We start from the raw sequence: 24,477 nt of genomic DNA on the forward strand, positions 1-24,477 counted from the left end.
ATGCTTATAACTACAACGAGTCAGTGAAATCCCGATTAATATAATTAGGGATCGTATTATGATTTGTAGGCATATTAATCCCGGATAAAATTTTATGACCTAAATAGAATAACAAGTGGATTGAATCTTTAGGAATGTGGAGTTGTAAATGATAAGAATTAATTATCTCATATTTCCAATTATATAATACGCAGTGATTCATCATTTCTTGCAAATCATTAGTTAAAAGCGCAAGTATTACTGTAACTTCATTATTGTTTAATTCTTTGTGAGTGGGCTCCATTGCTAGTTTTGATATATTTTTTTAATGGATTAACAAGCAATATGCCATAATGAATACTGATTAAACTATGTGGTATTTGTTTTATAAAATATACCACATCACTTCGTGGTGAATATTTATTAATGTATCTTTAAATGTTCGATTTAATTAGAATTTCGGATTATATGTATTCAACCTCCTATGTCCTGGGAGGTTTTTCATACCACAAAAAGAACGATTTCATTAAACAGTGACGTAAATGGCATACGCATTGTTAATGTTAATGCAAGTTTTGAAGAAGAAAACTTGTTTAACATCATATCATTTTACTAATAAATCATTTTTTACTTTCACCTCCTGGTTGCTCTGGAGGTTTTTTTATGTGTCTCCTGATTATTTAAGTTTCTACTTATTTTAGAGTCTCTTTCGAGAGGTTTTATTTTGCAGAATATACCACAAAAGAATTATTTCATACTCAAGTGAGTAAATTGGCGTGTGCGTTGATAGTATTTATGTATAGTTTTTTTAACACCAAGTCAATTAACTTATAATTCATTTTTACACTTTACCTCTCAATTTATCGGGAGGTTTTTTGTTTATAGCTTTTTAACACGTTAAGTTCTGTTGTATAATCATGATAGGAATTTTCCTATTCTCATTGATGGATCCGGCCGATATTGGAAAATAACTGATGTTAGAAAAAAAGCTCATGATTGTTTAGACTTTTATTTTGTAGAGGATCATCCTTAAAACAAAAATTTTTTATCGTGAATCTACAAAATGAGTAATAATAGATATAATATTTAAATATTGTCTCCAATATTATTGAAATCAAAAAATACCCCTGTAATGCAGGGGTTTTATTTTGGAAAGAAAATACAGAAAAATTAAATTTATTCCTTTAATGTTTCCTCGTTTTTCGGTTTAAAGTTTCTTCCTACTCCTTGTCTGAGGAAGGTGATTTTTCCTTGTACTTTCTTGGCTTTTTCAAGGATTTCTAAAGCTTTTGTACGTTCATTTACTTTACCAGCATGAGTCATGCTATTCTGAATATCACTTTTTTTCATATTGTAATATAGTGATTTTTAATGAGAAAAGCAAATCAAGCAACTGATTTAACTTTACTAATTATGTGGAGGCTTGGATAAAAGAAATCCCGGGAGGTAATTTCGGGGCTTTCTTTTGGAGTGAATTCAATACTCGACGTTTCGGGGCCTTTTAATATCATACATTTTCCGCAGTCCCATCCCGGAAGAAGTATACTTCAGAACTTTTATGATTTCAAGAATCAAGTCATTCTGTGAAGAGATTTTCATGTGCCTAACTTACTTTTGTTCTTTGGGTTGGAATTGTGGGTTACCGTAATTTTTTTATGTTAAATTATTTATTGCTGGACTATTCTTATATTAGACCCGTTAACAAACTAATTTAAAACCATGAAAAATTTAAAAAAGATTTCAAGAGCGAAATTAAAGCAAGTTAATGGAGGTGGCCCATTTGATCCCGTTGAAGGAGTAGACCCTACTGGACCTGCATGTGGAGGATCACATTGCCCAACTGCAGAATATCAATGCTGTTATCACCCGACTGGTAATTATTGTGTTACTACCCACTGTGATGATTAAGTATATCTCCCTCAATTGAGGGATTTTTTATTGTAGGGTTCTGTGGTGTGATCATGCTTCCATCTTAAATCTTTAAGTTCAATATTCTCAATATTGGCAGTTAAATTTCCTCCAAATTACTTTTATAATCCGTATTCAATTCTACAATATCATTACCTCCACTCTCTTTTATTAATTCCTGCAGCAGATTAATGTTATATTTGCCGGAAAACTAATAATTATGCCCATACAAAGATTCCATCTGATGTAGGTACAAAGCTTAAATTTAGCTGTTAACTAGAAATGGCCATTCTAAAAAAGATAATGGACGACTTGTTTTCACTAAAAGATTCTGCTTAGGCATTTCTGCTATTGTCAGTATAAAATTTAAAAATAACTATGAAATTAATTTTAAAAACCCTTAAGTTTATTGGTAAACTTATAGTGGGAATTCTAATATTAGTACTGTTCTCAGGAATATGCTATAAATTATTCAGCCCGAAACCAGTTCCACCAGGTAAATTAGTGAATGTTAACGGAACCAATATTCATGTAAGAGCAGAAGGTGAAAAGAAAGCTTTACCTACCATTATTATGGAAGCTGGTGCACACAGTAATACAGATATGTTACATTGGGTAGCAGAAGGCTTGAAACATAATACGAGAGTTATACGCTATGATAGGGATGGGAAATGGTTTAGTGAATCAAGTAATAATGATAATATATCTCCTGAATTTTATGCACAACAGCTTCATGCACTATTAGAAAAAATGGGTGAAAAACCACCTTATATTCTGGTTGGCCATTCTATGGGAGGCCCTTACAGTAGAATTTTCAGAGATCTTTATCCAAACGAAGTTGAAGGAATTGTTTTCATAGACTCAAGCCATCCTGAACAATGGAAGCGATTAGCTCAAAAAGAATTGGTTCCTAATGAACAAGCGAAGTTATTTAAAATAGGATCTATACTTTCGGATTTGGGCATTTGGGGTGTTTATAATAAAATAATTAGTAAGCCAACTTATCAAGGTGATGGTTTACCTCAGGAAGTGTACCGCCGTTCACAATCATTAACCTTTAATTCCGGAGATGTTTTCCGTATGTTTTTAAGAGAGAATAAATTAACTAATGATGTATTGGCTAGGGCAGGTAAATCAAAAGATTTAGATGCGTTGCCTCTCTTAGTATTTACAGCTACAGAGCAGTATAAGGAATCCCAGAAAAATAGATATAGAAAAGAGGGGATTGATCCTGAAAAAGAAGTTAAATTATGGTTTGATATGCAAAAAGAACTAAAAGAACTCTCTTCTAATGGAAAACAGATTGTTATGAACGCAAGCCATAGCAGTATCATTACGAACAAAGCAAATGCTGATGCAGTAAATAAAGAGATTCTTTTATTTGCTGAAAATATTGGAAAGAAAAATTAGACATTCTCTTATAAAGTGCCTGGATTTAAAGCTCCTTAATTGGGGCTTTATTGTTGTATAACGGAGCATTCATTTTTAGGCACAAAATATTCACGCCCGTCATCGGTTTTTACCACCCATGTAATTCACAGGAAAAACTAACGAGAAGGAATTTCTCTTAAATAAGTGCCTGTAACTCCTGCAATATGCTTTAGTCTAGTCATATGGGTTTTATTTCAAAGTTAGCTTATTTCCTTTAAGTATGAATGTTAATGCTTTGATGTTCCAAATAGAGTAGATGCTGCTAACATCTGCATAGACCGTAAAATTATATTCCTCAGAAAGGGCATGATATCAGAGTATGATTTCTCTAAAATAAAGTTCTTCAATTGTAACATGATTGAGGTTTATAAAAAAACAGCTGCAAGATATTGCAGCTGTTTTGAAATCAAGTATCGTTTTAATGGGGTGTTACAAACTCTTAGATCGTGCTACAGAGAGGAGGTAAACCAGATGGGCAAACATGCTTCGTTTTACAGATTCCACCTTTATATCTCCCGTAGTCTGATTGATGGTAGTCACCAGATCCGTATTACATTGTCCGGAGAAAGATCCGCTTCCAAGATAATTAGCCATATTGGCATTAGGATAAGAAATCCTCGGATAGTCCGGCGGAAGCTGATTGGCAACCGGAGCGGCTCCTGCAAATCCTTTATTATCGACATAACGGGCCGTCCATGTTCCCAAAAACTGCCCATTGTTGGTGTTAATACCTTGGCCTACAACGATCTGGGTATCTACGGCATTGGTAAAGCCTGCACATGAGCTGTAATGATTCACAGAAACCGTACATGATGACGCATTGTCTGTAGGAAGATAGCAATGCCCTTCATAAATAGTTGCCCTTTGCTCAGTAGGGGATGTTGAAGTGTTGAGTATTGCTTTTGGGGAAAAAATTTCTTCAGGGGCCATAAGTAATAAAGTTCCGTCAACATCTGCTGCAACAATTTTTTTATCAGGATTTGCCAGTCCTCTTACTCTGGTCTGTCCATTGACATCCAGAGTCTGAGTAGGAGCATTGGTGTTGATTCCCACCTGAGCGCTTACGCTTCCATACAATGCCAACGCTGCCCAAAAAAATGTTTTTGTTTTCATGTTACTAAATTGAGTGTTTTAAATTTTTTCACTAATATAGGAAATATCTTATGTACAAGAAAAACAATTCATTAAAAATAAATTGTTAAGTAATTTTAAAATTAAATAACTCTAATTTTATGATAAAATAAATTTTAAACTGAAAGATTACCTCAAAATTTCCGGTTCTTAAATTTGTTTGAAAAATATTCGTATTTTAGCCGGAATATGTTGTTTTTTAATAAACATATTGCCTGCTGATTAAAATTCAGATAATTTGAATAAAAAATTAGTAGATTTGCACGGAACAAAAAAATAATACATATTAAATACTATTCTTTGTAACAGGACTTTTTCGAAATAAGTGCGGATAAAGAATAACAGGATTTTAGGTTATAAACTACTGAAACTATGAAGAAACTTTTTTTACTTTTTTTAGCAGCGTTTTTATTGATCGGTTGTAGCTCTGATGATGATACGATTTATGATTATGTAGGTACCTGGTCGGGTTCTTATGATGGCAATGACAAAGGAGTCTGGAACATTGTAGTAGACAATACCGGTAAAGTAGTAGGAACAATGCATTCTGATGTAAACAACGAAAATTATAATATTTCCGGTACTTTAACTGAAAAAGGTGATTTAAATGCAGTCGTAGGACTTCCGTCAAAAGGTGATTTCAGAGGAACACTGACTGTTGACAAAAAAGGAAACGGCAGCTGGACCAACGCGCTCCCGACCCCGTCAAGAGCTGGAAACTGGAAAGGAACAAAACAATAAAATAAAACAAAAAAATCTGCAGATATTCTGCAGATTTTTTATTTATACAAATCCCATATGGGTAATTTCATTCTCATTTTTTATCACTACGAAATACAACAGAGAATCATCCTGTAAACAATCTTTTTTACAATCAGCTTTTTTCTGTTGATCTGGAAAAATAACTTCTTCAGCATATTCTGCTGTATAGTTTTCAAAATCCGGATGTATCGTCAGAACGATAAGGGTGTCTGCTTTACCATTTTCGCTTACCGTGATAGTCTTATCCTGAATACTGATGTAGGTTCCTATATTGGGTATTTCTCCAAAACTGAACTCCTTAAGAAAAAGTTTTCCTTTTTCTGTCTTTAAACCTTCTTTTACAGTTCGCCGGCCTCTTTCGGAAACAATATCCATATCTTTAATTTCAGTCATCAGCCTTGCAAACTTCTGATAGAGGAGGGGATCACCTGCTTCTTTGCTATAGGAATTCAGACAGCTGCGTATCATTTTGCCCACTTTAGAACAATGCCCGAATTCTGAGCTGTTCTGTCTTACTTTCTCATATGACGCATTTTTTTTAAAAGCGTTTTTATTAAAACCGCTTTTTTTCCGAACCACATTTTTGCCGTTCAGATTATAAAAAACCAGGTCGCCTACGGCTCCTTTGATCTTAATGATACTTTCATATGTTGCCATATTGCTTTTCCCAAAATTGAACCCAAATATAGTAATAAATAACGGAAAACAAAATTTTAACATATATTTATTATATAGTTGTAGTATAGTTATAGTATAATTAAATTATATAATGTATATTTGTACGTAATTAGTTAATGAAGTAAAAATCAGAGGAATATGATCACGGAATTATTTGGAAAAAAAATGAGTATAAAGCAGTTCTCTCTTGTGCTGATTGCTTCTGCTTTTGTTGTATCCTGCGGATCATCAAAAAATGTTTCTGCCGGTAAAAAATCAGGCTCTAAAACCATTGCGAAATCTGAAAACCTTAGAAAACTTGATTCTAAATTTGATGGCAAAGTCCCGAGATCCATCAATGATATTTTAAAAGATGCGGAAAAATATCTGGGAACCCCTTATAAATTCGGAGGAAACACTTCTTCAGGTTTCGATTGTTCCGGATTTACCGTGAAGGTTTTTGAAGAAAACGCTTATAATCTTCCCAGAAGATCTTCAGATCAGGCAGATACCGGAAAAAATATTGATATTACGGATGTGAAACCCGGAGATTTGTTGTTCTTTGCAACAGCAGGCGGAAGCAGAGTCTCTCACGTAGGAATCGTTCATGATATAGGACCGGACGGAGAAGTGAAATTCATTCATGCGTCTACTTCAAAAGGTGTAATCATCTCTTCCCTGAACGAAAAATACTGGAACAAAGCTTATCTTAGAGCGCAGAGAGTATTGTAATGCAGGCGAGAACTTTTGCTTTTATTAAAACTGATAAGAAGTTAATTAAACTGTTCTTTAAAGATATTACAGTCATTAAGGGACTGGGAAACTATGTTGAAATTCATACAACGGAGGGCAAAAGATACCTATATTACAAAACATTAAAAGATCTCATTGAAGATCTACCCGAAGAATTTATGCGGGTACACAATTCGTACATCGTCAATTTAATCAATGTAGAATACTTTGAAGATAACCAGCTGATCTGTGGCTCATTGAAAATTACCGTTGCCAGAACTTATAAAGAATGCCTTCATAAAGCTATCGGTTCCATGATGCTTTAATTTCATTTAAAATAAAAAAAATCCATTTACATAAGATATCATGCTTTCCGTATAAAAAAAATTGTATTCCTTTTCTTCTATCCTAGTTTTGCATAAAAACTTATACAATGAATACAGGCAAAGTACCGGATTCCATAAGAACAACAAATCTTATCGGAATAAAAGCAGGCTTAACAAGAACTGATTTTCTGGAAATCTGGATGGTAGTCGTTCATGACAGGATATTTGCAAGATCATGGGGATTAGCTGAAAAAAGCTGGTATAATTGCTTTTTAGAAAATCCCCAAGGACAAATTAGTTGTGATGGCAATATATACGATATTGAAGCCATTATCCCTTCTGATATTCACGATCTTACGGATGAAATCAATGATGCTTATCTGACAAAATATAATTCGGATCATAACATACGCTATTCAAAGGCTATCATCCGCAAAGAACACATCTCCCGTACAATGGAGATTATTATTAAAGACCTGTAATTGTCTCCGTTTCTTTCAGTCATTGCAATAGCATTGCATCCCTGAATTTCTGAAATTTGCAGGAAACTATTGACATGGCAGATTTTATCAGATTTTTTATTCCTGTATATTTTATATTGTTTTTCATGGTTTCCTTTCTGGGGATCAGTATCCATATAAGGCGGAAAACAGGCAGAGACCCTAATGTCTTTCCAAAAGATGAATCGGCGTACGCGTTGATCGGGTTTTATTTTAAGATGACCTTATTCGTCTTGTTTGTATACAGCATACTGTTGGCCGCTTTTCCTGAAATTGTTTTTTCTGCATGGATCATCAGAGCTCTTGATATTGATTTCCTGAAATATGCCGGAATAGCTTTCATGATCATTGCTTTTGCCTGGGTATTCACAGCGCAGGTTCAGATGAAAAATTCATGGCGCATCGGAATTGACCGAAGTATGAAAACAGAATTGATTACGCACGGATTATTCAGATTTTCAAGAAATCCTATATTTATGGGAATGATGGTAAGTCTTTTCGGGTTCTTTCTGGCTTTTCCGACTGTGATTAATTTAGCTTTTTATGTAGTGGGAAATATTTTGATGCAAATTCAGATCAGACTCGAAGAAGAACACCTTTTAAAAGAGCACGGACAGGCTTATCTGGACTATAAAAAGAGAGTAGGACGACTGTTTATTTTTATGAATAGCATCACCTGATACATTATTTTGCTGAACTTTTTTGCTATCTTTGGCGGTATAATTTTTCAAACTAATTTAAATAAGAAACATGTCGTTACAACAAACAATTGAAAACATCTGGGACAATAGAGAACTATTACAGAATGAAGACAGCAAGAAAGCGATAAGAGAAGTAATTTCTTTACTTGATTCAGGAGAACTTCGTGTAGCGGAACCTACCGAAAACGGATGGCAGGTAAATGAATGGGTGAAGAAGGCCGTAGTAATGTACTTCCCGATTCAGAAGATGGAAACTATTGAGGTAGGACCATTTGAATTTCATGACAAAATTCCTTTAAAGAAAAATTATGCAGAAAAAGGAGTAAGAGTAGTTCCTCATGCTATTGCAAGAGAAGGATCTTTCGTAGCTTCAGGAGTAATCATGATGCCTTCTTATGTAAATATCGGAGCTTATGTAGATTCAGGAACAATGGTAGATACATGGGCTACAGTAGGAAGCTGTGCACAGATCGGTAAAAACGTTCACTTAAGCGGTGGAGTTGGTATCGGTGGTGTATTGGAACCATTACAAGCTGCTCCGGTAATCATTGAAGATGATTGTTTTATTGGCTCAAGATGTATCGTTGTAGAAGGAGTTCATGTAGAAAAAGAAGCTGTATTGGGAGCAAACGTTGTCCTTACTGCCTCTACTAAAATTATTGATGTGACAGGAAGTGAGCCTGTTGAAATCAAAGGAAGAGTTCCTGCACGTTCTGTAGTAATCCCGGGAAGTTATACAAAACAATATCCGGCTGGAGAATATCAGGTTCCATGTGCCCTTATCATCGGTCAGAGAAAAGAATCTACAGATAAGAAGACTTCTCTTAACGATGCTTTAAGAGATAATAATGTAGCTGTATAATCAGGGGTTTTACATATGTTTTTTAGCATATCGGTATGAAAAACCTTCTGTGAGCAATACTCATAAGACATTAGATAGTAATCACTATGGCCCTTTTTTAATGATCGGGCCATTTGTTTTTTCTACAGATGCAAGAGAAAATACAGATATTTCAGAAAAATATACCGAAATTTGTAAAAAGAATCAGAAATAAAAAAATATAAAGACAGGTGTTGATTTTCCTTATATCTTTAGGAAATATCATCTGCTCCTTTAAGAAAAAACTTGATAGATTGTAAATATGAAGAAAATCTCAATTGTAATCCCAGCCCATAATGAAGAAGGCAATGTGGCACTGGTTCATGAAAAAATCCGAGAGGTTTTTTCTGGGTTGGAAAATTATAATTATGAAGTCATATTCGTCAATGATGGAAGCAGAGACAATACACAACAGAAATTAGAAGAGCTGTCTCAGCAGTTTGAAGAAGTAAAATACATTGAGTTTTCAAGAAATTTCGGGCATCAGCCTGCTGTAAAAGCCGGAATGGATAATGCCAACGGAAATGCTGTTATTTCTATGGATGGCGATCTTCAGCACCCCCCGGAGCTTATTCCCGAAATGATTCAAAAATGGGAAGAAGGATATGATGTTGTGTTTACCATCAGAACATATCCTAAGGAAATCTCCTTTTTTAAGCGAAAAACCTCTGACTTTTTCTATAAAATCCTATCCAGCCTGTCCGATGTTAATTTGACAAAAGGAGGCGGGTCTGACTTCAGATTAATGGATGCCAATGCCGTTGAAGTCATGCGGAATTTTAACGAAGACGATTTATTTTTAAGAGGCTTAACAAGCTGGATGGGTTTTAAACAAACCGGAATCGACTTCAAAGCAAACGAAAGACTCTCCGGACAGAGCAGTTATAATCTTAAAAAAATGCTCACTTTTGCCTTTACGGGAATTACAGCTTTTAGTGTGAAACCGCTTTATCTTGCGGCTTATTTAGGTTTTCTGTTTTCAGTAATTTCTATCGTGGGATACGGGGCTTATGTCATTCATTCATTTATTGCTAAAACCGAGATCTCCGGCTGGGCTTCTCTAATTATGACCATCGTGTTCTTTGGAGGCTTACAGCTGATTATTATGGGGATTATGGGGATTTATTTAGGTAAAATTTTTAAACAGGTGAAAGAAAGACCTAACTATATTATTAAAAACAAAAATTTTTAAAAATGGTATTATTGAGTTTTGATATCGAGGAATTTGATATGCCGCTAGAATACAAAGGAGAGATTCCTTTTGAAAAACAAATTTCAATTTCGCAGACAGGGCTTGAAAGAATATTGGATCTCCTTAAAAAACATCAGGCAAAAGCTACTTTTTTTTCTACTGTGGTTTTTGCTGAAAACAGCAGACACCTCATCGAAAGATTATTAAGAGAGGGGCATGAACTGGCTTCACATACATGGTTTCACTCAGAATTTGAAGAAAGACATCTGAAAGAATCCAGAGACCGATTGCAGGAGCTTTTCTCTGCCGAAGTTACAGGATTAAGAATGCCAAGAATGATGCCTGTGGATGAAAAAGCGGTGGAAAAAGCCGGGTACTCCTATAATTCATCTGTTAACCCGACATTTTTACCGGGAAGATATAACAATCTGAAAGTATCCAGAACGTACTTTAAAGAAGGAAATGTAACCCAGATTCCGGCCTCTGTGTCTCCTAATTTCAGAATTCCTTTATTCTGGCTGAGTTTTCATAATTTCCCGCTCTCATTGTATAAGAAGCTGGCTGCGGATACGTTGGAAAAAGATCAGTATCTGAATGTCTATTTCCATCCGTGGGAGTTTGCAGAAATTAAAGATGAAGCATTCAAACTGCCGGGATTTACTGTCAAAAATTCAGGTAAGGAAATGGTAGAAAGATTCGATATATTTGTGGGCTGGCTAAAAGAGAAAGGCCATAGATTCGGAACATTTCAGGATTTTCAAAAACAAATTCAATCATGAAATCATCAACAGGTTTTTCTGATTAGAACCGGTCATATGAGATGATGACCTACACTTTTACTAAAAAAATAAACAGATTCATATGAAAATTGCCTTTGATGCAAAGCGTTTTTTCCACAATACATCCGGATTGGGTAATTATTCAAGGGACCTGGTAAGAATTCTTTCCGAATATGAACCGGATAATGAATATCTGTTGCTCAATAAAAACAAATCGGAACGGGGGAAAGATATTCTGAACAGGTCGAATGTCAAATTTGTTGAAACCTCAAAAGGAAGCCTTTCCCGTCAGCTGAAAATGGGAAAAGACGCCCAGAAATCAGGGGCGGATATTTTTCATGGCTTATCCGGAGAACTGCCTTTAAAGTGGGATCAAACACCTATCGGAAAGGTGGTGACTATTCATGACTTGATTTTCATCCGATATCCCCAGTATTATTCATTTTTTGACCGGAAAATTCACTTCTGGAAATTTAAAAAAGCTGCCGAAACTGCCGATAGAATCATTGCGATTTCAGAACAGACCAAAAGAGATATCATAGAATATTTAAAAGTTCCTGAATCTAAAATTGAAGTGATTTATCAGGGTTGTCATCAGGCTTTTAAAGAAGAGCAGTCATCCGGATTTATCCAGGCCGTCAGAGAAAAATTCAGTCTTCCCGAAAGATTCATTCTGAATGTCGGTACTATAGAGGACCGCAAAAATCTTTTAAGTGTTGTCAAAGGTATTCAGGGAACCCGGATCCCTTTGGTGGTGGTGGGAAGAAAAACAAAATATTACCGGCAAATAGAAAGTTTCCTGAAAAAAAATAAGATGGAAAAACAGGTCTTATTTCTGGAAGGTGTTTCTATGGATGAACTGGCTGTTATTTATAAACTAGCCGATATTTTTGTGTATCCAAGCTTCTTTGAAGGTTTTGGAATTCCTGTAATAGAAGCTCTTTTTTCAAAAACGGTAACCATTACCAGCAATACAAGCTGTTTACCGGAGGCCGGAGGAAAAGACTCCGTATACGTAGATCCGAAAAATGATCTTGATATCAGTGCCAAAATAAAATTTTTGTGGGAAAACGAGTCCGAAAGAAAACGCCGTGCTGAAAAGAGTTTCGAGTTTGTTCAGAAGTTTAATGACCGTCCCATTGCTGAGCAACTGATGAATTTTTATCAAAAAATTGTATGAAAAAACTTTGCAGTTTAAAAATAAGTCCTACATTTGTATCAGAATTCAATACAATGAAACCAACTTTTTTAGCATTACATCATTATTATCATCATCTCTGTTAGGCGGAATTGATTGATATAAGTTTGTGCTAAAATCAAAAATAATTAAAACCGTCTGAGTAAATAGGCGGTTTTTTTGTTTCCTGAATTCTTCCCGGAAATTTATCAATAAATCAGTTTTTATTTACTCGGACTCAAAAAAGACAACATGAGTAAAATAAAAATTGCAATTCAGAAAAGCGGCCGGCTTTACGAAGAGTCTCTACAGCTTCTCAAAGATTGCGGAATATTTGTCAACAATGGCAAAGACCAGCTTAAAGTTTCAGTAGATAATTTTCCGATGGAAATTATGTATCTGCGAAACTCAGACATTCCTCAGTATCTTGAGGACGGGGTAGTAGATGTTGCTATTGTCGGTGAAAATCTTTTAATCGAAAAAGGAAAAAATATCCGCACGATTCAAAAACTTGGATTTTCAAAATGCCGTGTTTCTCTTGCGGTACCGAAAGAAGTGGAAACCGACGATCTCTCTTACTTTCAGAGCAAAAAAATAGCTACTTCTTATCCTAATACCCTGAAATCTTTTCTTCAGCAAAAAGGAATCTCTTCGGATATTCACATCATTTCCGGTTCTGTAGAAATTGCACCCAATATTGGTCTGGCGGATGGAATCTGTGATATTGTAAGCTCAGGAAGTACTTTATTTAAAAACGGATTAAGAGAAACCGTAACGCTCCTTAAATCAGAGGCTGTACTGGCTCAGACTCCCCAGCTTTCCGAAGAAAAACAGCTCATTCTGGAAAAGTTTTTATTCCGGATCAAAGCTGTTTTGAAAGCGAAAAATTCAAAATATATCCTGATGAACGTTCCTAATGAAAAAATCCAAAAAGTAGCCGGTGTTCTGCCTGTGCTTAAAAGCCCGACGGTGATTCCTCTGGCAGAAGAAGGCTGGAGCAGTATTCATTCCGTTATTGATGAAGAACGTTTTTGGGATGTGATTGATGAACTGAAAGAAAACGGCGCCCAGGATATTTTAATCATTCCCATTGATAAAATGGTTATTTAAATACTCACCCAATGAATCTATACAAATACCCCAAAAAAGAAATATGGACAGCTCTGGTAAAGCGTCCTGTAATTGAACGGAAGGAGATTTCAGAATTGATCGCCGGAATTTTCAAAGAAGTTGAAACGAACGGAGATCAGGCTTTACTTGATTTCAATAGAAAATTTGATCAGGCAGTAACCGATCGTATTGCAGTGACAGAAGCTGAAATGAATGAAGTTGAAAATCTGATCAGCCCGGAGTTAAAACAGGCGATACAGCAGGCAAAGGAAAATATTTCCGTCTTTCATAAATCTCAGATTGCTGATGTCCAGAAGATTGAAACGACTTCGGGAGTGATTTGCTGGAGAGAAAACCGTGCAGTAGAGAAAGTGGGAATTTATATTCCGGGGGGCACAGCCCCTTTATTCTCAACAGTTCTGATGCTTGCCATACCGGCAAATCTGGCTGGCTGTAAAGAGGTTATTCTTTGCACACCGCCTGATAAGAACGGGAATATCAATCCGGCAATTTTGTATGCGGCCCAACTGTGCGGAGTATCCGCAATTTTCAAAACGGGAGGAGCACAGGCGGTTGCAGCAATGACCCTAGGGACGGAATCCGTTCCTAAAGTATATAAGATTTTCGGCCCTGGAAATCAGTTTGTAGTAGCTGCAAAAGAATATGCACAACAGTATGGTGTGGCGATTGATATGCCTGCAGGCCCCAGTGAAGTTCTTGTGGTTGCAGACGAGCAGGCGGTTCCGGAGTTTTGTGCAGCAGACCTCCTTTCGCAGGCAGAACATGGAGGTGACAGTCAGGTGATTTTTATTACGACAGATCTTAAAGTTTTTGATGAAACTATAGAGTCTGTGAGTCAGCAAATCAGAGAATTACCCAGAAATGAGATGGCGGAAAAAGCATTGGAAAACAGTTGCTTTATTTTAGTCAGTACACTGCAAGAGGCAGTTGAATTTAGCAATTTATATGCTCCGGAGCACCTTATTCTGGCCGTGAAAAATTTTGAACAGTATATTCCGATGATTCAAAATGCAGGTTCAGTTTTTCTTGGAAATTATTCCTGTGAGAGTGCCGGAGATTATGCCAGCGGAACCAATCATACACTTCCTACCAATGCGTATGCAAGAAATTACAGCGGGGTTTCTCTGGATAGTTTTGTAAAGAAAATCACATTTCAGTTTTTATCCAGAGAAGGATTGCAGAATTTAGGAAAAACAATAGAAACAATGGCGGAAGCAGAAGGTCTTTTCGCACACAAAAATGCAGTATCCATAAGATTAAAATAATACAATGAAAAATAACAGTATCAATACATTAGTAAGAGAAAATATTCTAAAACTACAGCCTTATATCAGTTTCAGGGATCATCATGAATTTAATGCTCCGGTATTGCTGGATGCCAATGAAAGCCCGTTCGGAGAATACAACCGTTATCCGGATTCTACCCAGAAAGTACTTAAAAAGCGTCTGGCAGATCTCAGAAAGGTATCTCCGTCACAGATTGCAATAGGAAACGGAAGTGATGAGCTTATTGATTTAATTATTAAAGTGTTTTGTGAGCCCAAAAAAGATTCCATACTGATGATGAATCCTTCTTTTGCAATGTACGGATTTTATGCTTCCATCAATGAAAACAAGGTTCTGAAGCTGAATCTGGATGAAAACTTTGGTATTGTAAAAGAAGACTTCCTAAAGATTACCCGGGAACAGCCGTTTAAAGTATTTTTCCTGTGTTCACCCAACAATCCTACCGGAAACAGTATAGAAGATATTGAGTTCTATATTAAAAATTGTAATGGAATTGTGGTGGTAGATGAAGCCTATATTGAATTTTCTGATAACAGATCCAGTCTGGAACTTCTTGATCAATATCCTAATCTGATCGTCCTGCAGACTTTTTCAAAAGCCTGGGGAACAGCGGGAGCGAGAGTAGGAATGGCCTATGCTTCAGAAGAAATTATACAACTTATTAATACGGTAAAAGCACCTTATAACGTTAATGCTTTAAGCCAGAAACTGGTGCTGGAAATTTTGGATGATGAAGTAAGATGTAATGAAAATATAAAAAATATTTTAAATGAAAGAGCATGGCTGCAGGAGCAATTTCAGGATATTGCATGTATTTCGAAGGTATATCCTACAGATGCCAATTTCTTTTTGATTAAAATCAATGATGTACACGGAGTGTATGAGCAAATGCTTGAAAAAGAGATTTTAACCAGCAAAAGGGATCCGGCCATTCCGGGATGTATCCGAATCAATATTGGAAGCCGTAAAGAAAACGAAATGCTGATTAATGCCTTAAAAAGTATAGAGTCATGAAAAAAGTATTATTTATAGACCGGGACGGAACCCTGATCCTTGAACCGCCCACAGATTTTCAGGTAGATTCGCTGGAAAAGCTTGAATTTTATCCTGGAGTGTTCCGGAACCTTTCGAAAATAGTGAATGAGCTGGATTATGAATTGGTGATGGTAACAAATCAGGATGGATTGGGAACGGAAAGTTTTCCTTTTGAGGATTTTATAAAACCTCACGAAAAAATGGTGAAAGCTTTTGAAAATGAAGGCATATTTTTCAGCGAGATTCTGATTGATAAAAGTTTTGAACATGAAAATTTACCAACGCGAAAACCAGGAACAGGCATGTTAAATAAATACATGTATGGGAATTATGATCTGAAAAACTCATATGTAATCGGTGATCGAAGTAGTGATGTTCAACTTGCTGTAAATTTGGGAACTCAATCAATTTATCTTAATGAAAACTTTAATGAAGAGGCAAGCCTCATTACTACAGACTGGACAGAGATTTATCAGTTCCTGAAACAGGGTATGAGACGCTCTCAGGTGTACAGAAAAACAAATGAAACGGAAATTGAAGTGGAGATCAATCTGGATGGAAGCGGAAGATCCGATATTTCTACAGGACTTCATTTTTTTGATCACATGCTGGATCAGATTGCCAGACACGGAAATATGGATCTTAAAATCAGAGTAAACGGAGATCTTAAAGTAGACGAACACCACACCATTGAAGATACGGGAATTGTATTGGGTGAAGCTGTTTTGAAAGCCTTGGGTAAGAAAAAAGGAATTGAGCGGTATGGGTTTTTGCTTCCTATGGATGATTGTCTCGCTCAGGCTGCCATTGACTTTGGAGGCAGATCGTGGCTGGTTTGGGAGGTAGAATTTACAAGAGAAAAAATTGGGGATGTTCCCACGGAAATGTTTTCCCACTTTTTTAAGTCTTTCACCGATTCCTCAAAATCCAATCTGAATATCAAAGCTGAAGGAAGCAATGAACACCACAAAATAGAATCTGTTTTCAAAGCATTTGCTAAAGCGGTGAAAATGGCAGTGAACCAATCGGATACCCAATATAATCTGCCCTCCACAAAAGGAAGTTTGTAATATGATAGCGATAATAAAATATAACGGCGGAAATGTAAGCTCAGTTCAGAATGCACTGAACAGGCTGAATGTAGATTCTGTGATTACAGATGATCCGGAGCAGATTATCAATGCGGATAAAGTCATTTTCCCCGGGGTGGGTGAAGCTTCTTCCACCATGAAATTATTAGCGGAAAAAGGACTGGATACACTTATTCCTGCCCTGAAACAACCTGTTTTAGGAATATGCCTTGGAATGCAGCTGATGTGTAAAGACAATGAGGAAGGAAATGTGCGGGGAATGGGGATTTTTGACATTCAGGTGAAAAGATTTCCTCCTAAAGATCTGGTTCCTCATATGGGCTGGAATAGTGTTTCAAATCTTCAGTCAGTGCTTTTTTCAGATATTGAAAAAGAAAATGACCTTTATTTTGTTCACAGTTATTATTGTGAATTATCAGATTATACGACTTCGGTATGTGATTATATCTTGCCGTTCAGTGCATCTTTACAAAAAGATAATTTCTATGCGGTACAGTTTCACCCTGAGAAATCCGGAGATACAGGAAGTCGGTTATTAACTAATTTTATTAAACTCTAATGATGAAAATTATTCCGGCTATTGATATTATCGACGGGAAGTGTGTACGCCTGTCAAAAGGAGACTACAGTACAAAAAAAATTTACAATGAAAATCCGGTAGAAGTGGCTAAAGAATTTGAAAGCTTCGGAATCCGGTATCTTCACCTTGTAGATCTTGATGGTGCAAAATCAAAGCATATCGTTAACCAGAAGGTACTGGAGGATATTGCAGGATCTACCTCTCTTGAGATTGATTTTGGCGGTGGGCTGAAAACACAAAAAGATATAGAGAAGGCTTTCAATGCGGGAGCAAAGCAGATTACGCTGGGAAGTATTGCCGTTCAGAATCCTGAATTCTGTTTCAATGCTATCCGGAAATATGGTCCGGAAAAAGTGATTCTGGGTGCAGACTGTGAAAATAGAAAAATTAAAACTTCAGGATGGCAGGAAGAAAGTGATCGGGATATTATAGATTTTATTCTCAGCTATCAGGAACAGGGTATTCAGAGTACTATTTGTACGGATATTGCAAAAGACGGAATGCTTGAAGGGCCTTCTACAGGACTGTATATTGAGATTTTGTATAAGACTTCAGTGCAGCTTACGGCGAGCGGAGGCATTTCAGACATCAAAGATGTGTATAAAATGAAAGATATCGGCTGTTCCGGTACTATTATAGGAAAAGCTCTTTATGAAGGGAAAATAAGCTTACAACAACTTCAGAATTTTATTGAAAATGCTTAAAAAAAGAATTATACCCTGTCTGGATATCAAAGACGGGTCAACGGTAAAAGGGGTGAATTTTGAAGAACTCCGCGATGCAGGTGATCCTGTAGAACTGGCTGTGAAATATGAAAAAGAAGGAGCTGATGAACTTGTTTTTTTAGATATTACGGCAACTCTTGAAGAAAGAAAAACATTTGCTGAGCTGGTAAAAAAAATTGCTGAGCAACTGAGTATACCTTTTACTGTAGGAGGCGGAATCTCTTCCGCTGCAGATGTAAGAAAGCTCCTGGAAGCGGGTGCCGATAAGATCAGCATCAATTCTTCTGCAGTTAAAAATCCGCAACTGATCTCCGACCTGGCAAAAGAATTTGGCAGCCAGTGCGTGGTGGTAGCGATAGATACAAAACAGGTAGATAATACGGATTGGGTTCATATCAGAGGAGGAAGAGAGAAAACAGAACTTACGACTGTGGAATGGGCAAAAAAAGCAGAGGAACTTGGAGCGGGAGAAATTCTTTTAACCTCCATGGAGGGTGACGGAACAAAGAACGGTTTCGACCTCAGAATTACAAAGTTTGTTTCTGAGCAGGTGAGCATTCCCGTGATTGCTTCGGGAGGTGCGGGGAAGTCAGATGACTTTATTAAAGTATTTGATGAAACTAAAGCAACAGGAGCTCTGGCAGCCAGTGTTTTCCATTTTAATGAAATAAGCATCGGAGAACTAAAACAAATACTAAAATCTAAAAAAATTGAAGTAAGATGAAAATCAATTTTGATAAAGGCAGCGGCCTTGTTCCGGTCATCATTCAGGATGATAGTACCCTTCAGGTCCTGATGTTGGGGTATATGAATGAAGAGGCCTTTGAAAAAACAAAGAATGAAGGCATCGTTACATTTTACAGCCGTTCTAAAAACAGGCTCTGGACAAAAGGAGAAGAGTCCGGGAATTTTTTAACCGTTAAAGATATACGGATAGACTGTGATCAGGATACCCTCCTGATTAAAGCAGCTCCTAAAAATGTGGTGTGTCACACAGGAAGCTTCAGCTGTTTCGGGGATAAAGACCCCAAAGGGTTTCTCTATGAGCTTGAAGAGAAAATCTGCCGGAGAATAGACAATAAAACAGAAGACTCTTACACGTATTCTCTCTACCAGCGGGGAATCAATAAAGTAGCTCAGAAAGTAGGTGAGGAAGCGGTAGAACTGGTGATTGAATCGAAAGACGACAACGAAGATCTTTTTAAAAATGAAGCCGCAGATCTTATGTATCATTTTTTGATCTTATTGAAAACAAAAGGGTTTTCGTTAGAAGATATTGAAAAAGTTCTTCAAAACAGAAACCGGTAAAATAAATTTATTGGTTATCATGTTTTTAGTGTTATAATTGATATTTATTTTCCTTCAGTACATAGTACATGATAACCATGAAAATCAGAAAACAGATCATGTTCTCTATAAAAATCCCATAATAAAGGCTAGTTGTGGTTTTTATTATCCAGCACCATGCAATGATAGGGTAAAATAATAGAAAGTCTCTGCCTATCATCATAAAAGAAGCTGTTTTTTCTTTGCCGATTGCCTGAAGAAAAGTAATGGTTGTAGGAAATACAGGAAATACAAGCATGATGGAAATCAACAATCTGAAATAAAAAACATCTATTTCGGTTACAGGAAAATCTGAAATGAGTAGTGTCAAAACTTTATTTGAGAAAAAGAACAAGGGTATTACCAGTAAAGCCATAAGAATAAGATTGTATCTCAGAAAAACAGAATAACTTTCTTTTACTCTTATAAATTTTCCGGCTCCGTAATTGATGCCTACGACTGGCTGTAATGCCTGCGTGATTCCTAATGCAGGAGTAACAGAGAATGAAAAGGTACGATATATGGCAGAAAAAACGATTAAACTGGTTTCCGGGTGATGCAGTGAAATGATATTAAAAAGAAATATCTGTCTGACTAACCCACTTAATTGATTCAGGAAACCTGGAAGTCCTGTTGAAAAAATTTTTTTGATCATTTCAAGATCTATTTTTTTAGGAATTTTTCCAAAGAACAGATGGCTTTTTCCAGATATAAAATAGCGGATGGTTAATACAGAATAAACAGACATGGCAATGACAGTAGCGAGACCAATTCCAGGAACTCCCCATTGGAAATACCCCGAAAATAAAGGACATAAGATCAGGTTCAGAATAACTCCGACAGCCGTGATTTTCATTGCAAAAACAACTTTTCCTTCAGAACGTATCAGGATAGAAGTTCCAACCCCCAGGATGCTGGGTAAACTGAATACAGACATAATGACATAATATTGGCTTCCATATTGTAATACTTCGCCGATACCTCCAATGAGCCTGATGAGATTCCCGGCAAAAAAATATCCGGAAACAGAGATGAATACAGAGAATAGGACCAATAATGCAATAGTAAAATACAAGATAGAGCCTAATATATGCTTTGAGCCTGAACCTAGGGCACGGCTGATAATAAAGGCAGATCCCGTCCCTACAAGTCTTACCACCGCAAAATTGAAAAAGATAAAAGGAATGGATAAGGCAATTCCTGCCATGGCGGAAGATCCTACAAATTGTCCCGCAAAAACAGCATCTGCCATAGCATTTACAGAAGTCATCAGCATTCCTGCAATTCCGGGAGGGGAGAGTTTCCATACCAATTCTTTGATAGGTCTGCGAAGCATAGCTTTTCTATCCATAATTATGGTAAATATTTCTCATACCACATCCGGGTAAGTCTGTTCACTTCATCTCTATTGGCGGAAAGCCCGTGATCATCATTCTCAAAAAATATAAAACGAAAAGGATGGTGGCTGTGAAAGAGTGCTTTTGAAGCCATAAAGCTTTCTTCTGAAGGAATCCGTTTATCTTGAGAACCATGCATAAGAAGGATAGGTGTTTTTTTATTCAATTGGTCTGCCCAATATATCATTGATCTTTTTTTCAGAGCCTCTTTTTTTTTCTCTTTATATCCGGGAATTACGTCGGCATATATTTTTTTCAGGTCAGCTCTTGATTGTAAAGTATAATTCAGATCAGCACTGGCTCCAATAATCACTGCCGCTTTAATTCTGTGGGTTTTTGTAAGGGACAGATATGTTTTCATCCCTCCGGTACTTCTGCCGTACATTCCTATTTTGGAAGTGTCAGCTTTGGGTACTTTTTCAAGTAATGGGATTAGATTCAAAATATCATGAAGGTCTTTATCTCCAAGGTCTTCTTTACCTTCACTTCCGTCATTCCCCCGGATTTGAGTAGTGATCACCACATATCCCCATGAGGCCATTTCACCAAGAATGCGCTGAGCAAGCGGAATATTAAAAGCTGAGAATGCGCCTATACCTCCCCGGTTATAAATAATACAAGGATATTTTCCGGGAGCTTTAGGTTCTGCCATATATCCTTTTACTTTTAATCCATCACTGGTGTAAAAGAACTCTTTCACATCTACTTTTTGTAACATATTATCATAATGATCAGGAAAGGGAAGATGGTAATGACTCTTAAGATCTGTCGTATCTTTATTGTTGATGCTCTTTACCGTTATAAAATCAACAGATTGACAGTATAATAAACCGGAACATGATGCGAAACATAAAATCGACAGAAAAGAATTAAAGAACTTATTTTTCATACTTATTCTTTTTAAATTGTAATATCCCAGCCAATATTAAAATAATCGAAAGGATTAGGATCCACAGCAGATTGCGTAAATTATCATCTATGGGAAAAGGGTGACCTTTATAGACGATGAAATTGGACTGACGATTCAAATCTGTGGCCTTAAAAGGGATTCCTTTTAAGATGTGATCATATACGAATGCTCGCCATTGGGATTGCTGCTCTTTGAAGCTTTCTTTAAATATTTTAAAATCAATATAAGAATTACCTGAAATCTGATTAAAAGCGAGGTTGGTAATCAGGGCAGGAGAGATAAGGCTAAAGTCCTGTAATTTTGTTTCCTGCATGGTCAAACTGTTTTTAAACTTTTGTTCACTCATATCATTCAGGGAGTCAATGACAGCTACAGAAACAATATAAGATGGATACCATCCTGCAATAACATTTTTCCCTATCGTATCTGATTTGAATGCATGATATTCCGGATGGGCTTTCAGATATTGGCGGAATACACCCTGGTTATCCGTATTCTCTTTAATTTCTCTTTGCTTTACAATTTCCGTATTTCTTGAGGGTATAGGATATTTCCGCTCTATCCATATATTCAATACTGCTGGAAGGAGAAGAACAATAAACAGCCAGAGCATAGTAAGTGCGATTCCATTGAAAAGGCTATTCTTGTTCAACATATTGATAATAAAGCACAGCGCAAACCAAAACAAAGCATATACTGAAGAAATTCCAATCAGTAATAAAGTACTCCAATCATAGTAATTCAGAGGGAACGGACTGAACAAAACCAGGGCAATAAATATCCCGAGGTAAAATACCATAAAAAACCATCCTACTCTGAAAAACCATTTAATCAGTAAAAATTTTAGAATATTAGGATAATAAATACGTAATAATATAAAGGTTCTAAGCTCTCTTTCCGAAGCAAAAAAATCATACGTCATCACAATGATCAGCAACGGAATAAGGTAGATGGTAAAAAATGAAAAGTCCAATTTACCAATAAGAAGATTTACAGGGTTGAGGACTTCTTCATTTAAAAGCATATTAGACCGGTCAATAGAAGAAAACCTTATATAATAGGGATAAAGATCACTTTGTCCGACAGCAAATGTGGCATTAGGATATGGGGGCTTTACAATATAAAGCATGGTATAAGTACCTATTGAAAAAGCACTATTGGGAGCTTCAGATCCTATCAATTCATGTTTTCCGGAATATTCCACGATATCTTTTTTGTGTTTTTCAAGCCGTTGCTTTTGATGAACTTTAATTTTGTGGAGATTTGAATTCTGAAATTTAACCCATTCAGATCCGTTAAAAATAGAAAGCAGAGTAAATCCGATAAGAACACTAGTGAGAATCCACAATGTTCTGTCGGTGGTCATTTTTTTAAATTCGTATGCAAATATGTGTTTATACATAGTTTATAAATTTAGACGCTTAATGAAAAATACTACAGTAAAAACAGAAAATATCAACCAAAGGACTAAGAGTTGAACATTAAAAATATAATCAGAACAACGAGTCTCAAAGTTTCTTGGAGTATAAGAGTAGTCCGGAACTTGCTTCCATAATTTTTCATTGCCTTTGTATTCTTTATTTTTCTGATGCTCCATGATGTCCTTATTCAGAATATTCATCATACTTCTTCTGTATTTTTCTGAAGAGTTGATAAAATGAAAATATTCACCCACATCTGTACCTGTGGCTCCCATTGATATGAATTTCATATTGGTAAAGGGAGAAAATACAGAAAGGAGAGAATGGGTTTTATTCTGAAGCATAAAAAGCGAATCTATTCTTCTATAATTATGTTCGTAGGTAGTATGTCCTTCATTTTCTAAGAGTTGCAATGCATATCCAAATACATTGACAGACGGTGCCTTTGAATTGTTTGTTTTATTTTTTTCAGCCAATTTCTTTTCGGCCTTTTTATTCAGATCCTGCCAATGAGATATGCTTTCATAGCCTCCCTGAAAAGTCTTCTTTTCAATGTTCTCGGTAAATTCATAAGCTGAAGGAGTAGGATAGAGCGTTTCAGCAGTAAATACAGAAAGTTTAGGAATAATGATGCATACCATAATCCAGAATGTAAATAACAGCAGCAGTGATTTTCTTGTTGTCTCACAGGCAGCGGAAACAGCAATAGAAATGAATAAGAATATCATAAAATAAATCAGATAACTCAGCAAGAGCATACCGGCAGATTCCAGAACATTTTCCTCAGTAGAGACGTTTTTGAAAATAATCCATCCAGATACTACAGCTACCGGAAGAATACTGACAGAAAGAATGGATATGGCACCCAAGACCTTTCCTAAAAGTAATTGTGTTTTTGTAATTCCCTGACTTAAAATCAGTTTCAGTGTTCCTTGTTCTTTTTCTTTACTGATCATACCATGAATAATGATGATAATCAGAAGCGGAATAATATACAGTGCTGCAAATCCTATGGTAAATTCTCCTGAACGAAGTAAGAATGTAGTATCTTCTGCAGTTCGTACTTCAGGAGGATTTTGCTTATGAGTTTCAATGCGGATGGCTTCACCTGTATACGGGTCGGTTCCTTTTTCTATAATACTGAAAATGGAGAGCGGTTTAAAAGTATAAGTCCCGTAATGTCCAGCAGCATGAGGGTTTTTGTCTTCCTGTTGTAACCATAGCTGTCTGACCTGATGTTGACTTAAAATCCGGTCTGCAGATGCTGTTCTGTAATATGAATAGCCAATATATAATGCAGAAAAGAAAATAATCCACGAAGCGAAGGCAAGAAGAATCATTCTGCCATCTCGGAAAGCTGCTGTGACTTCATTTCCGGCAAGACGGATAATCCTGGTTAAAAATAAGCGCTTTTGCATA

The 24,477-nt window shown here is 36.3% G+C and carries 25 protein-coding genes; 18 read left to right on the top strand and 7 right to left on the bottom strand.

All coding sequences use genetic code 11. The annotated features are described in order from the left end of the window. Positions 1-1,155: 1,155 nt before the first annotated feature. Positions 1,156-1,329 carry a hypothetical protein gene (locus JO178_RS10905; protein WP_291935286.1) on the bottom strand — a complete coding sequence of 58 codons (174 nt, stop codon included), beginning with the start codon at positions 1,327-1,329 and terminating at the stop codon, positions 1,156-1,158. Between the two features lie 936 nt (positions 1,330-2,265). On the opposite strand from JO178_RS10905, the gene JO178_RS10910 reads away from it, so the two are divergent. Further along, the gene (locus JO178_RS10910) at positions 2,266-3,297 is read left to right on the top strand and encodes an alpha/beta hydrolase (RefSeq protein ID WP_291935288.1); all 1,032 of its coding nucleotides are present in this window, start codon (positions 2,266-2,268) and stop codon (positions 3,295-3,297) included. Between the two features lie 450 nt (positions 3,298-3,747). On the opposite strand, the gene JO178_RS10915 is transcribed toward JO178_RS10910, so the two are convergent. Then, the gene (locus tag JO178_RS10915; protein WP_291935290.1) at positions 3,748-4,431 is read right to left on the bottom strand and encodes a hypothetical protein; all 684 of its coding nucleotides are present in this window, start codon (positions 4,429-4,431) and stop codon (positions 3,748-3,750) included. 390 nt (positions 4,432-4,821) lie between these two features. Here JO178_RS10915 and JO178_RS10920 point away from each other — a divergent pair, with 390 nt between their 5' ends. After that, entirely contained in the window at positions 4,822-5,190 is a 369-nt protein-coding gene (locus tag JO178_RS10920) for a hypothetical protein (protein WP_291935293.1), read from the top strand. A gap of 42 nt (positions 5,191-5,232) precedes the next feature. Here JO178_RS10920 and JO178_RS10925 read toward each other — a convergent pair whose 3' ends face one another. Next, the gene (locus JO178_RS10925) at positions 5,233-5,868 is read right to left on the bottom strand and encodes a hypothetical protein (protein WP_291935295.1); all 636 of its coding nucleotides are present in this window, start codon (positions 5,866-5,868) and stop codon (positions 5,233-5,235) included. A gap of 159 nt (positions 5,869-6,027) precedes the next feature. Between JO178_RS10925 and JO178_RS10930 the strand changes: the two genes are divergently transcribed. The 16 genes from JO178_RS10930 to hisIE all read left to right on the top strand — a co-directional run bounded on the left by JO178_RS10930 (position 6,028) and on the right by hisIE (position 19,312). Beyond that, positions 6,028-6,600, top strand: a complete 573-nt coding sequence (locus tag JO178_RS10930; protein WP_291935297.1) for a C40 family peptidase — start codon at positions 6,028-6,030, stop codon at positions 6,598-6,600. Further along, positions 6,600-6,926 (top strand): LytTR family DNA-binding domain-containing protein, encoded by a 327-nt coding sequence (locus tag JO178_RS10935; RefSeq protein ID WP_291935299.1) that lies wholly within the window; start codon positions 6,600-6,602, stop codon positions 6,924-6,926. The genes JO178_RS10930 and JO178_RS10935 overlap by 1 nt, the downstream gene beginning before the upstream one ends. A gap of 107 nt (positions 6,927-7,033) precedes the next feature. Next, positions 7,034-7,408 (top strand): DUF2255 family protein, encoded by a 375-nt coding sequence (locus tag JO178_RS10940; protein WP_291935301.1) that lies wholly within the window; start codon positions 7,034-7,036, stop codon positions 7,406-7,408. A 74-nt stretch (positions 7,409-7,482) separates the two neighbouring features. Further along, entirely contained in the window at positions 7,483-8,106 is a 624-nt protein-coding gene (locus JO178_RS10945) for an isoprenylcysteine carboxylmethyltransferase family protein (protein WP_291935302.1), read from the top strand. Positions 8,107-8,176: 70 nt separating this feature from the next. Then, complete coding sequence (locus JO178_RS10950) at positions 8,177-8,989, top strand: 2,3,4,5-tetrahydropyridine-2,6-dicarboxylate N-succinyltransferase (protein WP_291935304.1); 813 nt, start codon at positions 8,177-8,179, stop codon at positions 8,987-8,989. 280 nt (positions 8,990-9,269) lie between these two features. Beyond that, entirely contained in the window at positions 9,270-10,199 is a 930-nt protein-coding gene (locus tag JO178_RS10955) for a glycosyltransferase family 2 protein (RefSeq protein WP_291935307.1), read from the top strand. A 2-nt stretch (positions 10,200-10,201) separates the two neighbouring features. Next, a complete protein-coding gene (locus JO178_RS10960) occupies positions 10,202-10,978 on the top strand; it encodes a polysaccharide deacetylase family protein (protein ID WP_291935309.1) in 777 nt (258 codons plus the stop codon). An 82-nt stretch (positions 10,979-11,060) separates the two neighbouring features. Then, positions 11,061-12,158, top strand: coding sequence for a glycosyltransferase family 1 protein (locus JO178_RS10965; RefSeq protein ID WP_291935311.1), 1,098 nt, complete (start codon positions 11,061-11,063; stop codon positions 12,156-12,158). A gap of 249 nt (positions 12,159-12,407) precedes the next feature. Further along, positions 12,408-13,265, top strand: coding sequence for an ATP phosphoribosyltransferase (hisG, locus tag JO178_RS10970; RefSeq protein WP_291935313.1), 858 nt, complete (start codon positions 12,408-12,410; stop codon positions 13,263-13,265). Between the two features lie 11 nt (positions 13,266-13,276). After that, the gene (gene hisD, locus JO178_RS10975) at positions 13,277-14,551 is read left to right on the top strand and encodes a histidinol dehydrogenase (protein WP_291935315.1); all 1,275 of its coding nucleotides are present in this window, start codon (positions 13,277-13,279) and stop codon (positions 14,549-14,551) included. Between the two features lie 4 nt (positions 14,552-14,555). Further along, positions 14,556-15,587 (top strand): histidinol-phosphate transaminase, encoded by a 1,032-nt coding sequence (gene hisC / locus JO178_RS10980; protein ID WP_291935317.1) that lies wholly within the window; start codon positions 14,556-14,558, stop codon positions 15,585-15,587. Further along, positions 15,584-16,678, top strand: a complete 1,095-nt coding sequence (hisB, locus tag JO178_RS10985) for a bifunctional histidinol-phosphatase/imidazoleglycerol-phosphate dehydratase HisB (protein ID WP_291935319.1) — start codon at positions 15,584-15,586, stop codon at positions 16,676-16,678. The genes hisC and hisB overlap by 4 nt, the downstream gene beginning before the upstream one ends. A 1-nt stretch (position 16,679) precedes the next feature. Continuing rightward, positions 16,680-17,258 carry an imidazole glycerol phosphate synthase subunit HisH gene (gene hisH, locus JO178_RS10990; protein WP_291935321.1) on the top strand — a complete coding sequence of 193 codons (579 nt, stop codon included), beginning with the start codon at positions 16,680-16,682 and terminating at the stop codon, positions 17,256-17,258. A gap of 2 nt (positions 17,259-17,260) precedes the next feature. Then, positions 17,261-17,983, top strand: coding sequence for a 1-(5-phosphoribosyl)-5-[(5-phosphoribosylamino)methylideneamino]imidazole-4-carboxamide isomerase (hisA, locus tag JO178_RS10995; RefSeq protein WP_291935355.1), 723 nt, complete (start codon positions 17,261-17,263; stop codon positions 17,981-17,983). Then, positions 17,976-18,728 carry an imidazole glycerol phosphate synthase subunit HisF gene (gene hisF, locus JO178_RS11000; protein WP_291935322.1) on the top strand — a complete coding sequence of 251 codons (753 nt, stop codon included), beginning with the start codon at positions 17,976-17,978 and terminating at the stop codon, positions 18,726-18,728. Before hisA ends, hisF begins: the two co-directional genes overlap by 8 nt. Continuing rightward, positions 18,725-19,312 (top strand): bifunctional phosphoribosyl-AMP cyclohydrolase/phosphoribosyl-ATP diphosphatase HisIE, encoded by a 588-nt coding sequence (hisIE, locus tag JO178_RS11005; protein WP_291935325.1) that lies wholly within the window; start codon positions 18,725-18,727, stop codon positions 19,310-19,312. Before hisF ends, hisIE begins: the two co-directional genes overlap by 4 nt. 31 nt (positions 19,313-19,343) lie before the next feature. Here hisIE and JO178_RS11010 read toward each other — a convergent pair whose 3' ends face one another. Genes JO178_RS11010 through JO178_RS11025 form a run of 4 tightly spaced genes read right to left on the bottom strand, consistent with a single transcriptional unit; the run spans position 19,344 to position 24,476 of the window. Next, positions 19,344-20,681 carry an MATE family efflux transporter gene (locus JO178_RS11010; RefSeq protein WP_291935327.1) on the bottom strand — a complete coding sequence of 446 codons (1,338 nt, stop codon included), beginning with the start codon at positions 20,679-20,681 and terminating at the stop codon, positions 19,344-19,346. Positions 20,682-20,683: 2 nt separating this feature from the next. Continuing rightward, positions 20,684-21,616 (bottom strand): prolyl oligopeptidase family serine peptidase, encoded by a 933-nt coding sequence (locus tag JO178_RS11015; protein WP_291935330.1) that lies wholly within the window; start codon positions 21,614-21,616, stop codon positions 20,684-20,686. Continuing rightward, positions 21,606-23,039: an ABC transporter permease subunit gene (locus JO178_RS11020; RefSeq protein ID WP_291935332.1), complete on the bottom strand. Its 1,434-nt coding sequence runs from the start codon at positions 23,037-23,039 to the stop codon at positions 21,606-21,608. The genes JO178_RS11015 and JO178_RS11020 overlap by 11 nt, the downstream gene beginning before the upstream one ends. A gap of 3 nt (positions 23,040-23,042) precedes the next feature. Beyond that, positions 23,043-24,476, bottom strand: coding sequence for an ABC transporter permease subunit (locus JO178_RS11025; protein WP_291935333.1), 1,434 nt, complete (start codon positions 24,474-24,476; stop codon positions 23,043-23,045). Position 24,477: the final 1 nt, after the last annotated feature.

Origin of the sequence: Chryseobacterium sp. (assembly GCF_019236175.1) — a bacterium.
Lineage (GTDB): Bacteria > Bacteroidota > Bacteroidia > Flavobacteriales > Weeksellaceae > Chryseobacterium.

Bases quoted from the DNA above. Each gene is read 5' to 3' on its own strand.
- JO178_RS10905 (WP_291935286.1), bottom strand. From the start codon at position 1,329: ATGAAAAAAAGTGATATTCAGAATAGCATGACTCATGCTGGTAAAGTA.
- JO178_RS10910 (WP_291935288.1), top strand. From the start codon at position 2,266: ATGAAATTAATTTTAAAAACCCTTAAGTTTATTGGTAAACTTATAGTG.
- JO178_RS10915 (WP_291935290.1), bottom strand. From the start codon at position 4,431: ATGAAAACAAAAACATTTTTTTGGGCAGCGTTGGCATTGTATGGAAGC.
- JO178_RS10920 (WP_291935293.1), top strand. From the start codon at position 4,822: ATGAAGAAACTTTTTTTACTTTTTTTAGCAGCGTTTTTATTGATCGGT.
- JO178_RS10925 (WP_291935295.1), bottom strand. From the start codon at position 5,868: ATGGCAACATATGAAAGTATCATTAAGATCAAAGGAGCCGTAGGCGAC.
- JO178_RS10930 (WP_291935297.1), top strand. From the start codon at position 6,028: ATGATCACGGAATTATTTGGAAAAAAAATGAGTATAAAGCAGTTCTCT.
- JO178_RS10935 (WP_291935299.1), top strand. From the start codon at position 6,600: ATGCAGGCGAGAACTTTTGCTTTTATTAAAACTGATAAGAAGTTAATT.
- JO178_RS10940 (WP_291935301.1), top strand. From the start codon at position 7,034: ATGAATACAGGCAAAGTACCGGATTCCATAAGAACAACAAATCTTATC.
- JO178_RS10945 (WP_291935302.1), top strand. From the start codon at position 7,483: ATGGCAGATTTTATCAGATTTTTTATTCCTGTATATTTTATATTGTTT.
- JO178_RS10950 (WP_291935304.1), top strand. From the start codon at position 8,177: ATGTCGTTACAACAAACAATTGAAAACATCTGGGACAATAGAGAACTA.
- JO178_RS10955 (WP_291935307.1), top strand. From the start codon at position 9,270: ATGAAGAAAATCTCAATTGTAATCCCAGCCCATAATGAAGAAGGCAAT.
- JO178_RS10960 (WP_291935309.1), top strand. From the start codon at position 10,202: ATGGTATTATTGAGTTTTGATATCGAGGAATTTGATATGCCGCTAGAA.
- JO178_RS10965 (WP_291935311.1), top strand. From the start codon at position 11,061: ATGAAAATTGCCTTTGATGCAAAGCGTTTTTTCCACAATACATCCGGA.
- hisG (WP_291935313.1), top strand. From the start codon at position 12,408: ATGAGTAAAATAAAAATTGCAATTCAGAAAAGCGGCCGGCTTTACGAA.
- hisD (WP_291935315.1), top strand. From the start codon at position 13,277: ATGAATCTATACAAATACCCCAAAAAAGAAATATGGACAGCTCTGGTA.
- hisC (WP_291935317.1), top strand. From the start codon at position 14,556: ATGAAAAATAACAGTATCAATACATTAGTAAGAGAAAATATTCTAAAA.
- hisB (WP_291935319.1), top strand. From the start codon at position 15,584: ATGAAAAAAGTATTATTTATAGACCGGGACGGAACCCTGATCCTTGAA.
- hisH (WP_291935321.1), top strand. From the start codon at position 16,680: ATGATAGCGATAATAAAATATAACGGCGGAAATGTAAGCTCAGTTCAG.
- hisA (WP_291935355.1), top strand. From the start codon at position 17,261: ATGAAAATTATTCCGGCTATTGATATTATCGACGGGAAGTGTGTACGC.
- hisF (WP_291935322.1), top strand. From the start codon at position 17,976: ATGCTTAAAAAAAGAATTATACCCTGTCTGGATATCAAAGACGGGTCA.
- hisIE (WP_291935325.1), top strand. From the start codon at position 18,725: ATGAAAATCAATTTTGATAAAGGCAGCGGCCTTGTTCCGGTCATCATT.
- JO178_RS11010 (WP_291935327.1), bottom strand. From the start codon at position 20,681: ATGGATAGAAAAGCTATGCTTCGCAGACCTATCAAAGAATTGGTATGG.
- JO178_RS11015 (WP_291935330.1), bottom strand. From the start codon at position 21,616: ATGAAAAATAAGTTCTTTAATTCTTTTCTGTCGATTTTATGTTTCGCA.
- JO178_RS11020 (WP_291935332.1), bottom strand. From the start codon at position 23,039: ATGTATAAACACATATTTGCATACGAATTTAAAAAAATGACCACCGAC.
- JO178_RS11025 (WP_291935333.1), bottom strand. From the start codon at position 24,476: ATGCAAAAGCGCTTATTTTTAACCAGGATTATCCGTCTTGCCGGAAAT.